Annotated in this window: 16 protein-coding genes; 11 read left to right on the top strand and 5 right to left on the bottom strand. The window is 69.7% G+C overall.

Going from position 1 to position 16,042, the window contains the following annotated elements:
- Both AC04ME_RS18105 and AC04ME_RS18100 read right to left on the bottom strand, forming a co-directional pair.
- The coding region (locus AC04ME_RS18105) for a Glu/Leu/Phe/Val dehydrogenase dimerization domain-containing protein (protein WP_475436420.1) at nt 1–601 on the bottom strand (601 nt) is incomplete at its 3' end.
- A 150-nt stretch (nt 602–751) separates the two neighbouring features.
- Nucleotides 752–3,439, bottom strand: a complete 2,688-nt coding sequence (locus AC04ME_RS18100; RefSeq protein ID WP_475436418.1) for a phosphoenolpyruvate carboxylase — start codon at nt 3,437–3,439, stop codon at nt 752–754.
- 86 nt (nt 3,440–3,525) lie between these two features.
- On the opposite strand from AC04ME_RS18100, the gene AC04ME_RS18095 reads away from it, so the two are divergent.
- The 4 genes from AC04ME_RS18095 (at nt 3,526) to AC04ME_RS18080 (ending at nt 7,714) form a co-directional block, all read left to right on the top strand.
- Entirely contained in the window at nt 3,526–4,692 is a 1,167-nt protein-coding gene (locus AC04ME_RS18095) for a Na+/H+ antiporter NhaA (RefSeq protein WP_475436416.1), read from the top strand.
- A 34-nt stretch (nt 4,693–4,726) separates the two neighbouring features.
- Nucleotides 4,727–5,404, top strand: a complete 678-nt coding sequence (locus tag AC04ME_RS18090) for a MazG nucleotide pyrophosphohydrolase domain-containing protein (protein ID WP_455904476.1) — start codon at nt 4,727–4,729, stop codon at nt 5,402–5,404.
- A 65-nt stretch (nt 5,405–5,469) separates the two neighbouring features.
- A complete protein-coding gene (locus AC04ME_RS18085; protein WP_309694250.1) occupies nt 5,470–6,720 on the top strand; it encodes a histidine--tRNA ligase in 1,251 nt (416 codons plus the stop codon).
- Between the two features lie 181 nt (nt 6,721–6,901).
- On the top strand, nt 6,902–7,714 hold the full coding sequence (locus tag AC04ME_RS18080; protein WP_475436413.1) for an SGNH/GDSL hydrolase family protein: 813 nt from the start codon (nt 6,902–6,904) through the stop codon (nt 7,712–7,714).
- Here the strand turns inward: AC04ME_RS18080 and AC04ME_RS18075 are convergent.
- Complete coding sequence (locus AC04ME_RS18075) at nt 7,683–8,207, bottom strand: VOC family protein (protein WP_475436411.1); 525 nt, start codon at nt 8,205–8,207, stop codon at nt 7,683–7,685. The genes AC04ME_RS18080 and AC04ME_RS18075 overlap by 32 nt on opposite strands.
- Before the next feature lie 136 nt (nt 8,208–8,343).
- Here AC04ME_RS18075 and AC04ME_RS18070 point away from each other — a divergent pair, with 136 nt between their 5' ends.
- Nucleotides 8,344–9,147 (top strand): helix-turn-helix domain-containing protein, encoded by an 804-nt coding sequence (locus AC04ME_RS18070; RefSeq protein ID WP_475436410.1) that lies wholly within the window; start codon nt 8,344–8,346, stop codon nt 9,145–9,147.
- Here AC04ME_RS18070 and AC04ME_RS18065 read toward each other — a convergent pair whose 3' ends face one another.
- Both AC04ME_RS18065 and AC04ME_RS18060 read right to left on the bottom strand, forming a co-directional pair.
- Complete coding sequence (locus AC04ME_RS18065; protein ID WP_042542074.1) at nt 9,148–10,374, bottom strand: APC family permease; 1,227 nt, start codon at nt 10,372–10,374, stop codon at nt 9,148–9,150.
- Nucleotides 10,375–10,423: 49 nt separating this feature from the next.
- Nucleotides 10,424–10,894, bottom strand: coding sequence for a PaaI family thioesterase (locus tag AC04ME_RS18060; protein ID WP_311879499.1), 471 nt, complete (start codon nt 10,892–10,894; stop codon nt 10,424–10,426).
- 99 nt (nt 10,895–10,993) lie between these two features.
- On the opposite strand from AC04ME_RS18060, the gene AC04ME_RS18055 reads away from it, so the two are divergent.
- From AC04ME_RS18055 to AC04ME_RS18030, 6 genes are all read left to right on the top strand, one after another.
- On the top strand, nt 10,994–11,344 hold the full coding sequence (locus AC04ME_RS18055; protein WP_079112493.1) for a GntR family transcriptional regulator: 351 nt from the start codon (nt 10,994–10,996) through the stop codon (nt 11,342–11,344).
- Nucleotides 11,341–12,360 (top strand): DUF1648 domain-containing protein, encoded by a 1,020-nt coding sequence (locus tag AC04ME_RS18050; protein ID WP_475436407.1) that lies wholly within the window; start codon nt 11,341–11,343, stop codon nt 12,358–12,360. Before AC04ME_RS18055 ends, AC04ME_RS18050 begins: the two co-directional genes overlap by 4 nt.
- Before the next feature lie 37 nt (nt 12,361–12,397).
- Nucleotides 12,398–13,330: a CPBP family intramembrane glutamic endopeptidase gene (locus AC04ME_RS18045; protein ID WP_079112495.1), complete on the top strand. Its 933-nt coding sequence runs from the start codon at nt 12,398–12,400 to the stop codon at nt 13,328–13,330.
- Between the two features lie 49 nt (nt 13,331–13,379).
- Nucleotides 13,380–14,039, top strand: a complete 660-nt coding sequence (locus AC04ME_RS18040; RefSeq protein ID WP_475436406.1) for an O-methyltransferase — start codon at nt 13,380–13,382, stop codon at nt 14,037–14,039.
- Nucleotides 14,040–14,139: 100 nt separating this feature from the next.
- On the top strand, nt 14,140–15,420 hold the full coding sequence (gene eno, locus AC04ME_RS18035; RefSeq protein WP_042542068.1) for a phosphopyruvate hydratase: 1,281 nt from the start codon (nt 14,140–14,142) through the stop codon (nt 15,418–15,420).
- A 53-nt stretch (nt 15,421–15,473) separates the two neighbouring features.
- Entirely contained in the window at nt 15,474–16,034 is a 561-nt protein-coding gene (locus AC04ME_RS18030; protein WP_228385665.1) for an FtsB family cell division protein, read from the top strand.
- Nucleotides 16,035–16,042 lie beyond the last annotated feature (8 nt).

Genomic DNA, 16,042 nt, shown 5'->3' with positions numbered 1-16,042 from the left:
ACTCATGACGGGTGGTGATCTTGCGGTACTGCCCGAAGAGATACCCGATCTCGCGGCCGCCGACGCCGATGTCACCCGCGGGGACGTCGGTGTGCTCGCCGAGGTGGCGGTAGAGCTCGTTCATGAACGACTGGCAGAAGCGCATGATCTCGCCATCCGATCGGCCGTGCGGGTCGAAGTCGGAGCCGCCCTTGCCGCCGCCGATGCCCTGACCGGTCAGCGCGTTCTTGAAGATCTGCTCGAAGCCGAGGAACTTGATGATCGACAGGTTCACCGAGGGGTGGAAGCGCAGGCCGCCCTTGTACGGGCCGAGAACCGAGGAGAACTGGATGCGGTAGCCGCGGTTGACCTGCAGGCGACCGGCGTCGTCGACCCAGGGCACCCGGAACAGGATCTGCCGCTCCGGCTCGACCAGGCGGTCGAGGATGCCGCCGTCCACGAACTGCGGGTTGCGTGCCAGCACAGGGGCGATCGAGTTCAGCACCTCGTGCACGGCCTGCTGGAATTCGGGCTCGTGCGGGCTGCGGACGAGCACCGTGTCGAACACGGGCTGCACGGACTCTGCGAGCGGGTGGAAGTCGGCGGATGGCGAAGAGGTCACGCGAAAGAGCTTTCTGATCGGGGGATGGTGCTGCGTGCGATCGTGTCGCGTGAGGGTACGCCGGATCGGGCGGAGTTTTCACTCTAGCGGGCACGCCGATGTGAGGACCTTCGCACCGGCATGCGCTCGCTCAGGCGCGATGGGCGTCGATCACCCGGTGTTCTGCAGACCGGCCGCGACGCCGCTGACCGAGAGCAGCAGCAGGCGCTTCTGCTCGTCGTCGGCTCCGGATCCGGTCGCCTCACCGGGGTCGCGCAGGGCGCGCAGTGCGCGCAGCTGCAGCAGTGACAGCGCGTCGACGTACGGCGTGCGCAACTGCACCGCGCGCTGCAGGATCGGCTTGTTCTCGAGCAGCCCGACGCCACCGGTGAGGCGGATGACCCATTCGCGGGTGAGCGCGAGCTCGTCCAGCACGAGCTGGGCGAGATCGTCGCGGTCACCGAGTGCGAGGTACTGGCGGGCGATGCGCTCGTCGGTCTTCGCGAGGCTCATGGCCACGTTGTCGATCATGGTGCGCAGCAGCGGCCAATCGCGGTAGGCCTCGATGAGCCGTGCCTCGTCGCCGACGGCGGCGAGAGCCGTGCCGAGGCCGAACCAGCCGGCCAGGTTGATGCGGGCCTGGGTCCAGGCGAACACCCACGGGATGGCACGCAGGTCTTCGAGCGACTCGACCGACAGCCCCCGCCTGGCGGGACGCGAGCCCAGGGCGAGCAGACCGATCTCCTCCAGAGGAGTCACCGTGGCGAACCAGGGAGCGAAGCCCTCGGCCTTCACGAGCGAGAAGAACCGCTCGCGTGACGAGGCGTCCATGACGGCGGCGATGTCGGAGAAACGCGCCGCCGCGTCGCTCGTGTGCTTCTCGACGCTCGGCGAGGACGCGAGCAGGGTCGCCGCGGCGACCTGGTCGATGTGCCGCATGGCGATGGCCGGCTCGCCGTAACGGGCGAAGATGACCTCGCCCTGCTCGGTCAGCTTGAAGCGCCCGTCGACCGAGTGCGGCGGCTGCGCGAGGATCGCCGAGTTGGCCGGTCCGCCGCCGCGTCCGAGGGCGCCGCCGCGTCCGTGGAACAGCGTCAGCTCGATGTCCGACTCCTGTGCCCACTGCGCGATCTTCTCCTGCGCCTCGTACAGCGCGAGGTTGGCGGCGACCGGGCCGACGTCCTTCGACGAGTCCGAGTAGCCAAGCATGACCTCTAGTCGGTTCCCGGTCGCTGCGAGGCGAGCCTGGAACTCGGGGAAGGTCACCGCCTCGGCGAGGATGCCGGGAGCCGCCTGGAGGTCGGCGAAGGTCTCGAACAGGGGCACGACGTCGAGCACGGGCGCATCGTCGCCGAGCGCGTGCGCCGCGAGCCTGTGGACGTTCGCGAGGTCGGAAGCGGCCTGCGTGAACGACACGACGTAACGACCGGCGGCACGGAGTCCGCGGTCGCGCTGGATCTCGGCGATCGCGCGGAAGACCTCGAGCACCTCTTCGGTCTGCGTGCTGATCGCCTCGCCGCTCTCGAGCTCTGCGAGGGCCTTCGCGTGCACCTGCGAGTGCTGGCGCACCTCGAGCTCGGTGAGGTGGAAGCCGTACGTCTCAACCTGCCAGATCAGGTGCTGCACGCCTCCGAAGGCGTGGCGCTTCGCACCCGCATCCGACAGCGACGACTGCACCACGCGAAGGTCTTCGAGCAGCTCCTCCGGGCGGGCATACCCGTCTTCGTCGCCGTGCCTGGTGGCTGCGACGCGATGTGCCAGGGCGAGCAGCACCCGTCGGTGGGGCTCGCCGGGGGAGCGGGCGGCCAGTTCGTGCGCGACCCGCGGCTCGGCGGCCGCGAACGAATCCCAGAGCGCCGAGACGGCGTCACTCGGGGGAGTGTCCTCGGCGCTCAGGGTGAGCGTGCGGCCGATGCGCTCGAGCGCGCGCTCGAGACCGCGCAGCACATGGTCGGAGGCGATCTGCGACGCCTCTCGGGTCACGGATGCCGTCACGAACGGGTTGCCGTCGCGGTCGCCGCCGACCCAGGAGCCGATGCGCACGAAGGCCGGGACGACCGGTGCACTCGAGCCGGAGTCGTCACCGCGCAGTGCGTCGTCGATGCGGCGATACACGTGCGGCACGGTGGTGAAGAGCGTCTCGTCGAACACGCCCATGACCGTGCGCACCTCGTCGGTCGGCGACGGCTTCTCGGCTCGCAGCGGTGCCGTGCGCCAGAGGGTGTCGATCTCCTCCAGCATCCGACGCCGGGCGCGGTGCTCCTCGGACCCGCCCTCGCTCGCCGCGTCGTGCTGCGTGAGCAGATCGGAGAGGCGGCGGATGCTCGACGACACGGCGCGACGGCGCGCCTCGGTCGGGTGGGCGGTGAACACCGGGTGGAAGCGCAGGCCCTCGAGACGACGGCGAGCCTCGTCATCGCCGACCTCGGTCTTCAGGCGCGCGTACGCGGTGGCGACCGTGTCTGCCGCATCCTCGCGACCGGGCTGGCCGGCGCGCTCGCGCAGAACCCGCACGCGCTGGTGCTCCTCGGCGAGATTGACGAGGTGGAAGTAGCAGGTGAACGCGCGGGCGACCTCGTCGGCGCGTGCGATCGTGAACGACTCGGCGATCGCCGCAGCGCGGTCGAAGGCGTCGGACGTCTCCTCGTCATAGGCCTGGATCGTCGCCAGTCGCAGTCGCTCCACGTCCTCGAAGAGGTCGTCACCACCCGACTCGCGCAGAACCTGGCCGAGAAGGGCGCCGAGCATTCTCACATCGGTGCGCATGGCATCAGGAATGCCGCGGCCTGCTTCGAAACGGCCGATGATGCGGATGGCCGAGGTGTCAGTGGRCTCGGGGAAGGCGTGTTCGGGGGTCACCGTTCGAGAGTATCCCGGCTCGGGGCCGTGCTCTGAACGCATGACGATGTGAGACGCGCGAGGCAGCCGCAACTACCATGGGGGCGATGCGCATCTCCGCGAACCCCCTCCGTGGTCAGCAGTTCCCCGCTGTCCTCCTGCTCGTCGCGGCAGGACTGGGCATCCTGCTGGCGAACCTCCCTTCGCACGATGCGCTCGCCGCAGTCCTCGACTTCCATATCGCGATCCCCGGCACCGTCCTCGACCTCTCGGTCGAGCACTGGGTGTCCGACGGGCTGCTCGCGGTGTTCTTCCTCGTCGTGGCGATCGAGCTGCGGCATGAGCTGACCCACGGTGAGCTCGACTCGCCGAGCAAGGCCGTGCAGCCGGCCATCGCCGCCGCCGGTGGTGTGCTGGTGCCGATCGCGGTCTATCTCCTCATCGCGGGCGACTCGGCGACCGCGACCGGTTGGCCCATCCCGACCGCGACCGACATCGCCTTCGCGCTCGGCGTCCTCGCCATGTTCGGCCGGGGGCTTCCGTCGAACGTCCGGGTGTTCCTGCTCGCGCTGGCGATCCTCGACGACATCATCGGCATCATCTTCATCGCCGTGCTGTTCGCGCACGATGTGCAGTGGCTCTTCCTCGCGCTCGCCGTCGCCGCCGTCGTCGCCTTCTGGCTGCTCAGCAGGCTGCTGCATGCCAAGGGGCATCCGGCGGTCGCCGTCGCGATGGTCGTGGTCGGCATCGTCGCCTGGGCCCTGGTGGCGTCCTCGGGGATCCATGCCACGATCGCGGGCGTGATGCTCGGGCTCGTGATGTCGCCCGTTCCCGCCGCACGCACCCGACACGCTCTCGAGCCGACGGTGAACGGTGCGATCCTGCCGATCTTCGCGTTCGTCGCCGCCTTCGTGGTGATCCCCGCGCTCTCGCCGACAGAACTGTCGCCCGCCTTCTGGGGAATCGCCGTCGCACTGCCCGTCGGCAAGATCATCGGCATCTCCCTGTTCGGGTGGCTGGCGATGCGGATCCGCCCCCGGGGCGCGGCGCCCGCCCTGCCGTTCGCCGACATCGTCGCCGCCGGCGCACTCGGCGGAATCGGCTTCACCGTCTCGCTGCTGCTGGCGAACCTCGCCTTCGCGACCGATGCGGGCATCCGCGACCAGGCGATCCTGGGCGTGCTCGTCGGCTCGCTCGTGGCGCTCGTGCTGTCGGGGATCATCGTCTCGCTGCGTGCACGCGCGTACCGACGCCAGGGCGTCGTGACATCGTGATCACGAGACAGGGACGAAGAAAGCAGGCACGGTGATGTCCGAGGAAGGGCCAGTGAGCGCAGAGTCGCACCGCGACCCGCTGCGCGCCGCCGCCGAGACGATGCGCGAGGTGCGAGAGCGCTGCGTCTGGTCGCAGCAGATCACCCACCGCGATCTCGTGCCGTACCTCATCGAGGAGTCGCACGAGGTGATCGACGCCGTCGAGAACGGCACGAGAGACGATCTGCGCGAAGAACTCGGCGACCTGCTCTGGCAGGTGCTGTTCCACTCCGCGATCGCTGCGCAGGATCCGGACGACCCGTTCGACATCGACGATGTGGCCGCCACGCTGACCGAGAAGATGGTGCGGCGGCATCCTCATGTCTTCGCCGGAGAGGTCGCGACGACGCCCGAGGAGGTCCTCGTGCACTGGAACGCCGCGAAGGCGGCGGAGAAGCGCACGAGACGGAGCGTCCTCGACGGGATCCCGCGTGGGATGCCGGCGCTCGCCCTCGCGCAGAAGATCGTCGGTCGCGCGGCGGGGGCCGGTGTCGTCGCCGGGGCGGATGCGGCGGCAGGTGACGCGAGGCCGTCCTCGGAGACCGAGCTGGGCGACGCTCTGCTCGCTCTCGTCGCGGTCGCCCGCGCCGAGGGCTGGGATGCGGAACGGGCACTGCGAGAACGGCTCAGAGCGGCCGAGGCCGAGGTCCGCGAGGCGGAATCGGGGGCCTGAGGCCGCAGGCCGCCCCGCCGACCTGGAAAGATGGAGGCGTGGCTACTGTGAACCCGCCGCGCGGAATGCGCGACATCCTCCCCGCCGACAAGGCCCGCCGCGAGCGCGTCCTCGCCGTCATCCGCGATCGATACCGCTCGCATGGCTTCGACGAGATCGAGACCCCCGCGCTCGAGGAGTACTCGCGACTGCACGCCGGCATCGGCGGAGACAACGAGAAGCTCGCATACAACGTGCTGCGACGCGGCCTCGACGCCGAGGCGATCCGTGACGCCGCCGGCGATCAGAGCGCGTTGGCAGACCTGGGTCTGCGCTACGACCTCACGGTTCCCCTCGCGCGCTTCTATGCGAGCAACCGCGGGCAGCTTCCCGGTGTGTTCCGCGCCATCCAGATCGGGCCGGTCTGGCGCGCCGAGCGCCCCCAGAAGGGCCGCTACCGCCAGTTCGTGCAGTGCGACATCGACATCATCGGCGACGACTCCTCGCGCGCAGAGGCCGAGCTCATGGTCGCCTCGCTCGACGCGGTCGACGCGCTGGGCCTCGAAGGAGCGACCGTTCGCATCAACGATCGACGTGCGCTCGACTGGATGCTCGACAGCTTCGGCTTCACCGGCGACGAGCGCCCCGGCGTTCTGATCACGATCGACAAGCTCGACAAGATCGGTCCGGACGGCGTCGCCGCCGAACTGCGCGAGCGCGGCTCGGCAGCAGCGGCCGTCGACGCGTTCGAGGCGTTCCTCCTTCGTCCGCAGACCATGGAGTACAACCCGTTCGGTGAGCGGCAGATCCGCAAGGCGCTCCCCGAGAACGCTCCGGAGGAGATCGTCGGACACCTCGTCGGCATCGGGGAGGCCGTCGCCGCGGGGCGAGGCGCGACCGACATCCCGCTGGTCTTCGACCCGTTCCTCGTGCGCGGCATGGGCTACTACACCGGCACGATCTTCGAGCTCGCGCATCCGTCTGTGTCGTACTCGCTCGGCGGCGGCGGCCGCTATGACGGCATGATCGGGCGGTTCCTCGGTCAGCAGGTCCCGGCCGTGGGCTTCTCCCTCGGCTTCGAGAGGCTCGTCGATCTCGTGACGGCGGGAGCGGATGCCGGCGAACGCGCCGTCGTGCTCATCCACGACGCCGACGTGCCGGTCGCCGAGCTCGTCACGCACAAGGCGGGGCTCGTGGCATCCGGGGCCAGGGTCAGGCTCGAACGGCGCACGAAGAACGTGAAGGCACTGCTCGAGCGCTCGGCCGCCGACGGATACACCGAGTTCGCGACCGTCTCGGCGGGCGCCGCCGAGCTGGAGCTCAAGCCGCTGGCCTGAGGCGCGGCTCCTCCTTCGCATTCCGGGCACGGCGTTCGAACTCTGGGTCCGTCTGCAGGAAGACCGCACGGGATGCAGGGGCAGACCGCTGGTTTCGTCCTGCGGACGTGCCCCGGTCCTGCAGACGGACACTGCGGATGCCGTTCACTCGGCGTTCACGCGGGTCGGATCGAATCAGGGCATGAGCCGACAGTACCTCGTCGCCTTCGCCGCGATCGGTGCCGCGTCGGTCTCGGCCGCCGTCGGCATCCGGTTCGTGCTCACGCGTCAGGCGGCGATCGCGCGTCGGCGCATCGGCAAACCGCTCGGCGAGCAGTCGATCGATGCTGATCGCGTCTGGCGCCGTGCGCTCGACGGCGATCCTGTGCAGCTTCTCGTGCTGGGCGACTCGGTGGCGGCGGGTCTCGGCGCCGAGCGCCGCAAGGAGACGCTCGGCGGACGGCTCGCGAAGGGAATGGCACGGCGGATGCGGCGGCCCGTGCGCCTGCGCACCGCCGCGGTCGTCGGTGCGGAGTCGCCCGATCTCGCTGCTCAGCTCGCGAGTCTGCCCGATGACTACGCACCGCACGTGGCTGTGATCGTGGTCGGCGGCAATGACGTCACGCACCGACTCCCGATCGCCGTCTCCACACAGCACTTACGCGACACGATCGTGCACCTGCGCCRCCAGGGCACCGAGGTCGTCGTCGGCACATGCCCCGACCTCGGCGCTCTGCGCCCCGTGCCACAGCCGCTGCGGAGGCTGATCTCGAGCGTGTCGCGCAGGCTGGCCGAAGCGCAGGCCGAGACCGCACGCTCGGCGGGGGCGCGGCCCGTCGATCTCCGCCGAGCCGTGGGCCCGATGTTCTTCGACGATCCCGATGCCATGTTCAGCCTGGATCGCTTCCATCCGAGCCCGCTCGGCTACCGGCGCACGGCCGAGGTGCTGCTCCCCGCCGCGTGCCTCGCGGCAGAGGCGGCTCTCAGCTCGCGTCGTCAGACGGTGCCGCGCTGAACGACGCGGCCCAGTCGGCCACGCGACGCGCGCTCTCGTCGTCCGAGAGGTCTTCGACGCGGGTCATCACCGACCACCTCACGCCGAAGGGGTCGCGGATGCTCGCGAATCGGTCGCCCGAGACGAAGGCAGACGGCGCTTCGCGCACGGTCGCTCCCGCGGCGACCGCCCGCTCGACCACGGCGTCGAGGTCCGAGACGTAGAGGCCCATCGAGTAGCAGTCGTCGTCACCCGACGGCGCGGGAACCAGGTGATACTCGGGGCTCGGTTCGCCCAGCTGCAGGCGACCGAGGCCGAAGTCGAGATCGGCGTGGGCGACGACGCCCCCGAACTCCGTGACGTCGACGACGCGGGCGCCGAAGACGTCTCGGTAGAAGTCGATCGCCTCTCTGGCTCCGGCGATCGCGAGGAACGGAGTGAGCGAGGTCGCGCTGTGCGGGCGGCCGTCGGTGGTGTGTTCGCCGGTCACGCCGGTCGTGTTCTCGGTGGTCATGCGTTCACGGTACGGAGCCCTCGGGGTGTGCGCTTGAACATCGACGACAGACTGCGGAGCGCGTCCTCTGCGCGTGGCGCGAGGGTCGTAGGGTCGAAGACATGGATGTCGAATACCTCCCGAGCGACGAATAGACATGCGTCCGACGCGTGGAGTGCTCTACCCGGCCCGGCTGCCCGAGTTCCATCGGCTGCCGCCCGCGGCGGGCGCGCGGGATCTCGCCGTGTGGTTCTGGATCCCGGAGTGGTCGACAGAGCCCGGCCGGTCATCGCGGCAGGAGATCGTCGGCTACCCGGCACTCAATCTCGTGGTCGAGCAGGGCGCGGTCACTCTGTCGGGCGCGACGACGCGGGCGTCGCATCGCGACCTGCGCGGAACCAGCTGGGCGGTCGGCGCGCTGTTGCGGCCAGCGGCTGTGGCAGCGCTCGTCGACGACCCGGCTGCGCTCGTCGACACCGAGACGATCATCGACGCGCCTGACCTGGCGGATGCGATCGGTGCCGCCATGAGCACAGGGGAGGGGCGCCGCGAACGCGCCGTCGCGGTCTTCTCCGACTGGCTCGTGCGCCGGGTCGGGGCTGTCGACGAATCCGCACGGCACGCGAACGCGCTCGTCGACGTGCTCATGGGTGATGATGCCGCCGGCAGCGTCGAAGAGGCGGCGATGCGTCTGGCCGTCTCGGTGCGCACACTGCAGCGGATGGCCCACCGACACGTGGGCGTCTCACCGGCGGCGATGATCCGCCGGCGTCGCCTTCAGGAGGCCGCCGAGCGGCTGCGCCTCGATCCGGGGATCGAGCTGTCGGGCCTTGCGGCAGACCTCGGATACGCCGATCACGCGCACCTCACACGTGACTTCCGCAGCATCCTCGGCATGGCCCCTCGCACGTATCGCGCAGGATCGTCCGAGCAGTCCCCGGACGAGAATGCGCGCATGTGATCACCGCGACAGTCTGAGGCGAGTCATCCGATAGAGCACTCCGACGAGCACGACCGCGGTTCCGATCGCCGAGGCCACGACGGGCAGCGTGTTCACGAGCAGCAGGCAGCCCAGAGCTCCGATGACCTGCAACGCGCGGGGATAGCGGCGAGCAGCCGCCTGCTGTCGGAACGCCGCGGCATTCGCGATGAGGTAGTACAGCAGCACCCCGAACGAGGAGAACCCGATCGCGTCGCGAAGGTCGGCGATGACCACGATCCCGACGATGATCAGCGCGATCGTGATCTCGGCACGACGCGGCACCTGCCAGCGCTCGTCGACCTTCGCGAGGAACCGCGGCAGGTCCTGCTCGCGGGCCATGGCCAGGGTCGTCCGCCCGATGCCGGTGAGCAGCGCGAGCAGAGCGCCGAGCGAGGCCGCCGCCGCCGCGATGCGGATGACCGGGGTGAGAGCCTGCCACCCGGTGGCCGCTGCGACGTCGGACAGAGGCGTCGTGCTCGTCGCCGCGTCGCCACCGAGGACGAGGACGACCGTGATCGCGACGAGCGTGTAGACGACGACCGCACCGCCCAGCGCGAGGGCGATGGCGCGCGGGATCGTCCGGGCAGGGTCGACGACCTCCTCGCCCATGGTCGCGATGCGCGCGTACCCTGCGAACGCGAAGAAGAGCAGTCCTGCGCCCTGCAGCACGCCGTACGCGCTGGCATCGGGAAGAGGGGCGGGGGTCGCCGTAGACGATCCGCCGAGTCCGGTCGCGACGACGAGCGCGAGCCCCAGCAGGGAGCACGCGACGAGCACCCGGGTGACGAGCGCGGTTCGCGTGACGCCGAAGCAGTTGACGGCTGCGAGCGCGACGACTGCGGCCACGGCCACCGGCACCTGCCAGCCCTCGGGCGCCGCGTAGGCGGCGAAGGTCATGGCCATCGCGGCGCAGCTCGCGATCTTGCCGATCACGAAGCTCCAGCCGGCCACGAAACCCCACCACGGACCGATCTCTGCTCTGGCGTACGCATAGGTGCCGCCGGCAACGGGGTGCGCTGCGGCGAGCTGCGCCGACGCGGTGGCGTTGCAGTAGGCGACGATCGCGGCGATCCCCAGGGCGATCAGGATGCCGCTGCCGGCGACGCCCATCGCGGGCGCCCACACCGAGAACACGCCCGCACCGATCATCGAACCGAGTCCGATGGCGACGGCGTCGCCGAGTCTCAGGCGGCGTGCGAGGGGCATCCCGTCATCGTGTCATGCGAGGGTGAATTCGCGGTGACTTCCTCGCTGCTCAGCCGCGAGCCGCGGTCACGCGCTTCTTCTCGCGGATGTAGACCTCGCGTCGCACTTTCGCGACGACATCGCCGTCGCGGTCGGTGATCACGGTCTCGAACCACTCGAGCACCTTCGTGCCGCCGTGCGCGCGCTCGCGGATCTCCTCGACCCGCTCCCTGCTGACCTCGAACTCGGCTGTGAGGATCCCGCGGCCGGGCTTGAGGAACTCGATCTCGCCGCGGGTGTCCCACACCACGTAGTCGCGTCCGAGCTGGTGCATCACGAGCATGAAGAAGTACGGGTCGGTCATCGCAGACATCGAGCCGCCGAACGCCGTCTTGACGTAGTTGCGTGTGAAGACGTTCACATGCAGCTCGACGGTCGCGTGGGTCCAGTCCTCGCTGAATCGGCGGATGCGGATGCCGCTGAAGAGATTGGGGAACCACAGGCTCATGCCGATGGCGAGGCGTCGGGGAGTGATGCGCATGAAGTCAGTGTGGATGACGCTGGGATCGCCACAAAGATCACTGGAGGGATCGAACAGTTGTTATAGTTTGTGTAGAACTAGTAGAAGAGAGGAGGCGGGATGCTGATCCGCATAGACCCCGACAGCGCTCGGCCGCTCTTCGACCAGGTGGCGGCGTCCGTTCGCGCCGACGTCCTCGCCGGCCGGCTCACGCCGGGCGACCGACTCCCCTCCGCCCGCGAGCTCGCGGATGCGCTCGAGATCAACCTGCATACGGTGCTCCGCGCCTACCAGCAGCTGCGAGACGAAGGACTGATCGATCTGCGACGAGGCAGGGGAGCCGTCGTGTCCCCGGCCGCCGCCCCACTCGCCGAGCTCTCCCACGACATCGCCGCCCTTGTGGCCCGTGCGGCGTCGCTCGGCCTCTCGCCCCCCACCCTGGCCGCCCTCATCAAGGAGACCGAAGCATGACCGCCGAGATCCGCCGAGCCCGCACCGCGTTCTGGTGGGTGGGGGTGATCGTCCCCGCGGCCCTGATCGCGCTCGCCGCAGTCGTCGTCGTCGCCTGGCTGCCCGAGATCCCCGATCCGGCCGCGGTCCACTGGGGCCTCGACGGGGTCGACGGCTTCGGGCCGCGGTGGACGCCGTTGGCGTTGCTCATCGGTCTGGGCGGCGGGACGATCGTGCTGTTCGCGATCATCGCCCTGTTCTCGCACAGACTGCCCGCGCACGGTGCATCGACGTCGAGTGCACCACCGCAGTGGTCGACGACCGCCCGTCTGCTCGGAGCCGCAAGCCTCGGCATCGCAGGCATGATGTCGATGCTCGCCGTCGTCTCGACCGCCGCTCAGCGCGGCCTTTCGGATGCGGCCGAGGCCGCCGACATCACGCCGTGGGTCCCGGTCTTCTTCCTGGTCTCAGCCGGGCTGGCCGCCGCCGGGTGGTTCCTGCAGCCGAAGGTGCAGTTCGCGCCCGCAGCATCCGAGCCACCGGCGGAACCCCTGCCGCTCGCCGATCATGAACGCGCCGTATGGATGAAGACCGTCGGCATCGCCCGGAGCGGTCAGGTGGTCCTGGGGATCGGCGTCTTCCTCACGATCGCGATGAGCGTGCTGCTCCTTGCACGGGGCGTGGCTGCCGGATGGATCGTCGCGGTCATCGCGCTGATCCTCGTGATCCTCGTGGCGAGCGGTCTCTCGTTCCGGGTCCGCGCGAGCGCCGCGGGTCTCCAGGTGCGCTCGGCAGCGGGCTGGCCACGACTCGAGATCCCCGCCACGGAGATCGCGAGCACCCGGGCGGTTCAGGTCAACCCCTTCGCAGAGTTCGGAGGCTGGGGCTACCGCTTCGGCACGGACGGGCGGCGAGGATTCGTCCTGCGCACCGGAGAGGCCCTCGAAGTCACTCGCACCGACGGCCGCGTCTTCGTCGTCACCGTCGACGACGCGGCCACTGCGGCATCCGTCCTGGCCTCGGCCGCATCCCGATGACCACGCCCCTCGGCGAACCCGAACAGGGAGAGAACCCATGACCCGCATCCGAGCCGCAGCCATCATCGTCTTCGTCGCACTCGCGTGCGGACTCGCGTGGGTGGTCGCCCTCCCTCTCTGGCTGGGCGACGGACTCGCCGAGCCGAGCACCTGGTTCCTCCTGCCGGTGATGATGCTGACCCCCGCGATCGCCGCACTGGTGGTCACCTTCACGATGCGAATCCCGTCGAGGGGCGAGCGGGCGCGATTCCTCGGGCTGTGGCCGCTGCGTCCGGCGAAGCGGGTCGTCTGGCTGATGGTGGCCGGCTGGCTCGTACCGCCCCTTCTCGTCGCCCTCGGCATCGTGCTCGCGGCAGCGCTCGGGTTCGTGCAGCTCGACCTGACCTTCGCCGCGTTCTCCGCAGAGGTCGCGAAGGCGCTCCCCGCCGGTGCGCCGATGCCGCCGATCGAGGTCGTCGTGATCTCGCAGATCGTGATGATCCCCTTCGGCGCACTCCTCAACAGCGTGCTGGCGTTCGGCGAAGAGCTCGGATGGCGCGGATGGCTGGTGCCCGCGCTGCGTCCGCTCGGCACCTGGCCCACGCTGCTCCTCAGCGGAGCGATCTGGGGCGTCTGGCACAGCCCGCTGATCCTGCTGGGCTACAACTTCGGACGCACAGACATCACCGGTGTGCTCTTCATGATCGGTGGCTGCATGGCCTGGGGTGTTCTCCTGGGCTGGCTGCGCCTGCGCTCCGCCTCGGTCTGGCCTGCTGTGCTCGCCCATGGCTCCCTCAACGCCGCCGCCGGGCTGATCGTCATCTTCGCCGCATCGCAGCCCGATCTCGCGCTCGCCGGACCGCTCGGCCTCGCGGGGTGGATCGTCGCGGCAGCGGTCATCGCCGTCCTCGTCGTCACCGGGCAGTTCCGTGAACAGCCCGAGCTCGCCGACGGGCCCGGCCGACTGCTGTCCGCTCCGCGCGCGGAGTAGCCTCCGCAACCCTCTTGACGCTCCCGAGGCGTCACGGTTTGCTGAGGGCATGGATTCCACTCCCGCAGCCTGGTCGAACGCCGATGCCTATCTCGCCGAGCTGCTCGTGGGGCACGATCCGCACCTCGAGTCGGCGCTGTCGGCCCAGCGCGACGCCGGTCTCCCCGAGATCGAGGTCGCGCCCGTCGGCGGCAAGATGCTCAACCTCCTCGCGCGCATCAGCGGCGCTCGGCGCGTGCTCGAGATCGGCACGCTCGGGGGCTATTCGACGATCTGGCTCGCTCGTGCCGTGGGGCCGGAAGGCCGCGTCGTCACGGTCGAGGCCGAAGCCGACAACGCCGCCGTCGCGCGGGCGAGCATCGATGCCGCCGGGGTCGGAGAGCGTGTCGACATCCGGATCGGCCGGGGTGCCGACGTGCTCCCGACGCTGGTGGGCGGCTTCGACCTGGTCTTCATCGATGCCGACAAGGAGTCGAACACCGTCTACCTCGACTGGGCGGCGAAGCTGGGGCATCCCGGAACCGTGATCGTGCTCGACAACATCGGACGGGAGGGCGAGATCGTCCGTGCGGACTCGGCCGACTCCAAGGTCGTCGGCACCAGAGACGCGCTGCGGATGCTGGGGGAGGATCCCCGCTTCGACGCGACCGCCCTGCAGACGGTCGGCGCCAAGGGCTGGGACGGCTTCGCCCTCGCCGTCGTGGTGTGAGCCGCCGAGACGGACCCGGGAGGTCGAGCGCGGGCGGGCTAGACTGGGCGCGGATCGACGACGCTCCACACAACCTTTTCTCTGAGCAAGGAGCACATCAGTGGCACTGATCGAGGCTGTAGGCGCACGCGAGATTCTCGACTCGCGCGGTAACCCGACCGTTGAGGTGGAGGTGCTCCTCGACGACGGTGTGGTCCAGCGGGCGGCCGTCCCGTCCGGTGCATCCACCGGCGCATTCGAGGCGTACGAGCTCCGCGACGGCGACAAGAGCCGCTACGGCGGAAAGGGCGTCCTCAAGGCGGTCGACGCCATCATCGACGAGCTCGGCCCGGCGCTCGAGGGTGTCGAGGCGAGCGAGCAGCGCATCGTCGACGCGATCCTGATCGAGACCGACGGCACCGACAACAAGCAGCGCACCGGCGCCAACGCGATCCTCGGCGTCAGCCTCGCGGTCGCCAAGGCCGCGGCCGACTCCGCAGACCTGCCGCTGTTCCGCTACCTGGGCGGCCCGAACGCGCACCTGCTGCCCGTTCCGCTCTTCAACGTCATCAACGGCGGCGAGCACGCCGACAACGGCATCGACATGCAGGAGTTCTTCCTCGCCCCGATCGGCGCCGAGACCTACTCCGAGGCACTCCGCTGGGGCGTCGAGACCTACCACGTGCTGCGCGGCGAGCTGAAGGCCGCAGGCTACGCGACGGGTCTCGGCGACGAGGGCGGCTTCGCCCCCGATCTGCCCAGCAACCGCGAGGGGCTCGACTTCCTCGTCAAGGCGATCGAGAAGGCCGGCTTCACGCCGGGCACCGACATCGCGCTGGGCCTCGACGTCGCAGCCACCGAGTTCTTCAAGGACGGCGTCTACCGCCTCGACAACAAGGACTGGAGCGGCCCCGAGCTGATCGAGTACTACGAGGGCCTGGTCAACGACTTCCCGATCGTCACGATCGAGGACGCGCTGGCTGAGGACGACTGGGACAACTGGAAGCTCCTCACCGACGCTCTCGGCTCGAAGGTCCAGCTCGTCGGCGACGACCTGTTCGTCACGAACCCGACCCGTCTCGCCGACGGCATCAAGCGCGGCGTCGCCAACTCGCTGCTCGTCAAGGTCAACCAGATCGGAACGCTCACCGAGACGTTCGACGCGGTCAGCCTCGCGCAGCGCTCGGGCTACACCGCCATGCTGTCGCACCGTTCGGGTGAGACCGAGGACACCACGATCGCCGACCTCGTGGTCGCGACGAACGCGGGTCAGATCAAGGCTGGTGCGCCTGCTCGCAGCGAGCGCGTCGCGAAGTACAATCAGCTTCTGCGCATCGAGGAAGAGCTGGGCGACGCGGCTGTCTTCGCCGGCCGTTCCGCGTTCCCGCGCTACCAGGGCTGAACACAGCAGAGACAGACACACGCCGCCTGAGCGGCACGTACGGAGGAGGAGCCGTGGCACGACGACCGGCTCCTCCTTCGGCGTCTTCGGGCGCATCCCGCACCACGCCGGCGGCGAAGTCGACCCCGCGTCCGTCCGCCCGTCAGCCCAGGGGAGCCGCGAATCGAGGCTCCCAGGAACGTCGGGTCGACGTGCGCGAGTGGGCCTCCGGCATCCGCCTCTCGGCGTTCTCGGTCATCATGCTGTCGCTCGTCGTGCTCGGGGCATGGGTGCTGGTGCCGACGCTGGGCACCTTCATCGACCAGCGGCAGAAGATCTCGGCTCTGGAGCAGTCGATCCAGGTCTCCGAAGACCAGATCGCGGCGCTCGAGAAAGAGCGTGAGCGCTGGAGCGACCCGGCCTACATCACCACCCAGGCGCGCGAGCGCCTGTACTATGTCAAGCCCGGCGAGGTCGTGTATCTGATCGACAACGATCTCGACCCCGCAGCGCTCCCGCAGCAGCAGGGGCCGGTCAGCGACACCCTCGAAGAGACGCCCTCCGACTGGATGCCGCAGCTGCTGCGCACGCTGACGTCCGCGGGGCTGAGCGACACGGCCGCCGTCAGCCGCTGACCGTCGGC

Source organism: Microbacterium sp. LjRoot205 (assembly GCF_056175745.1).
The sequence above is the reverse complement of the archived record's forward strand: the minus strand, read 5'-3'. Positions and strand labels throughout refer to the sequence as shown.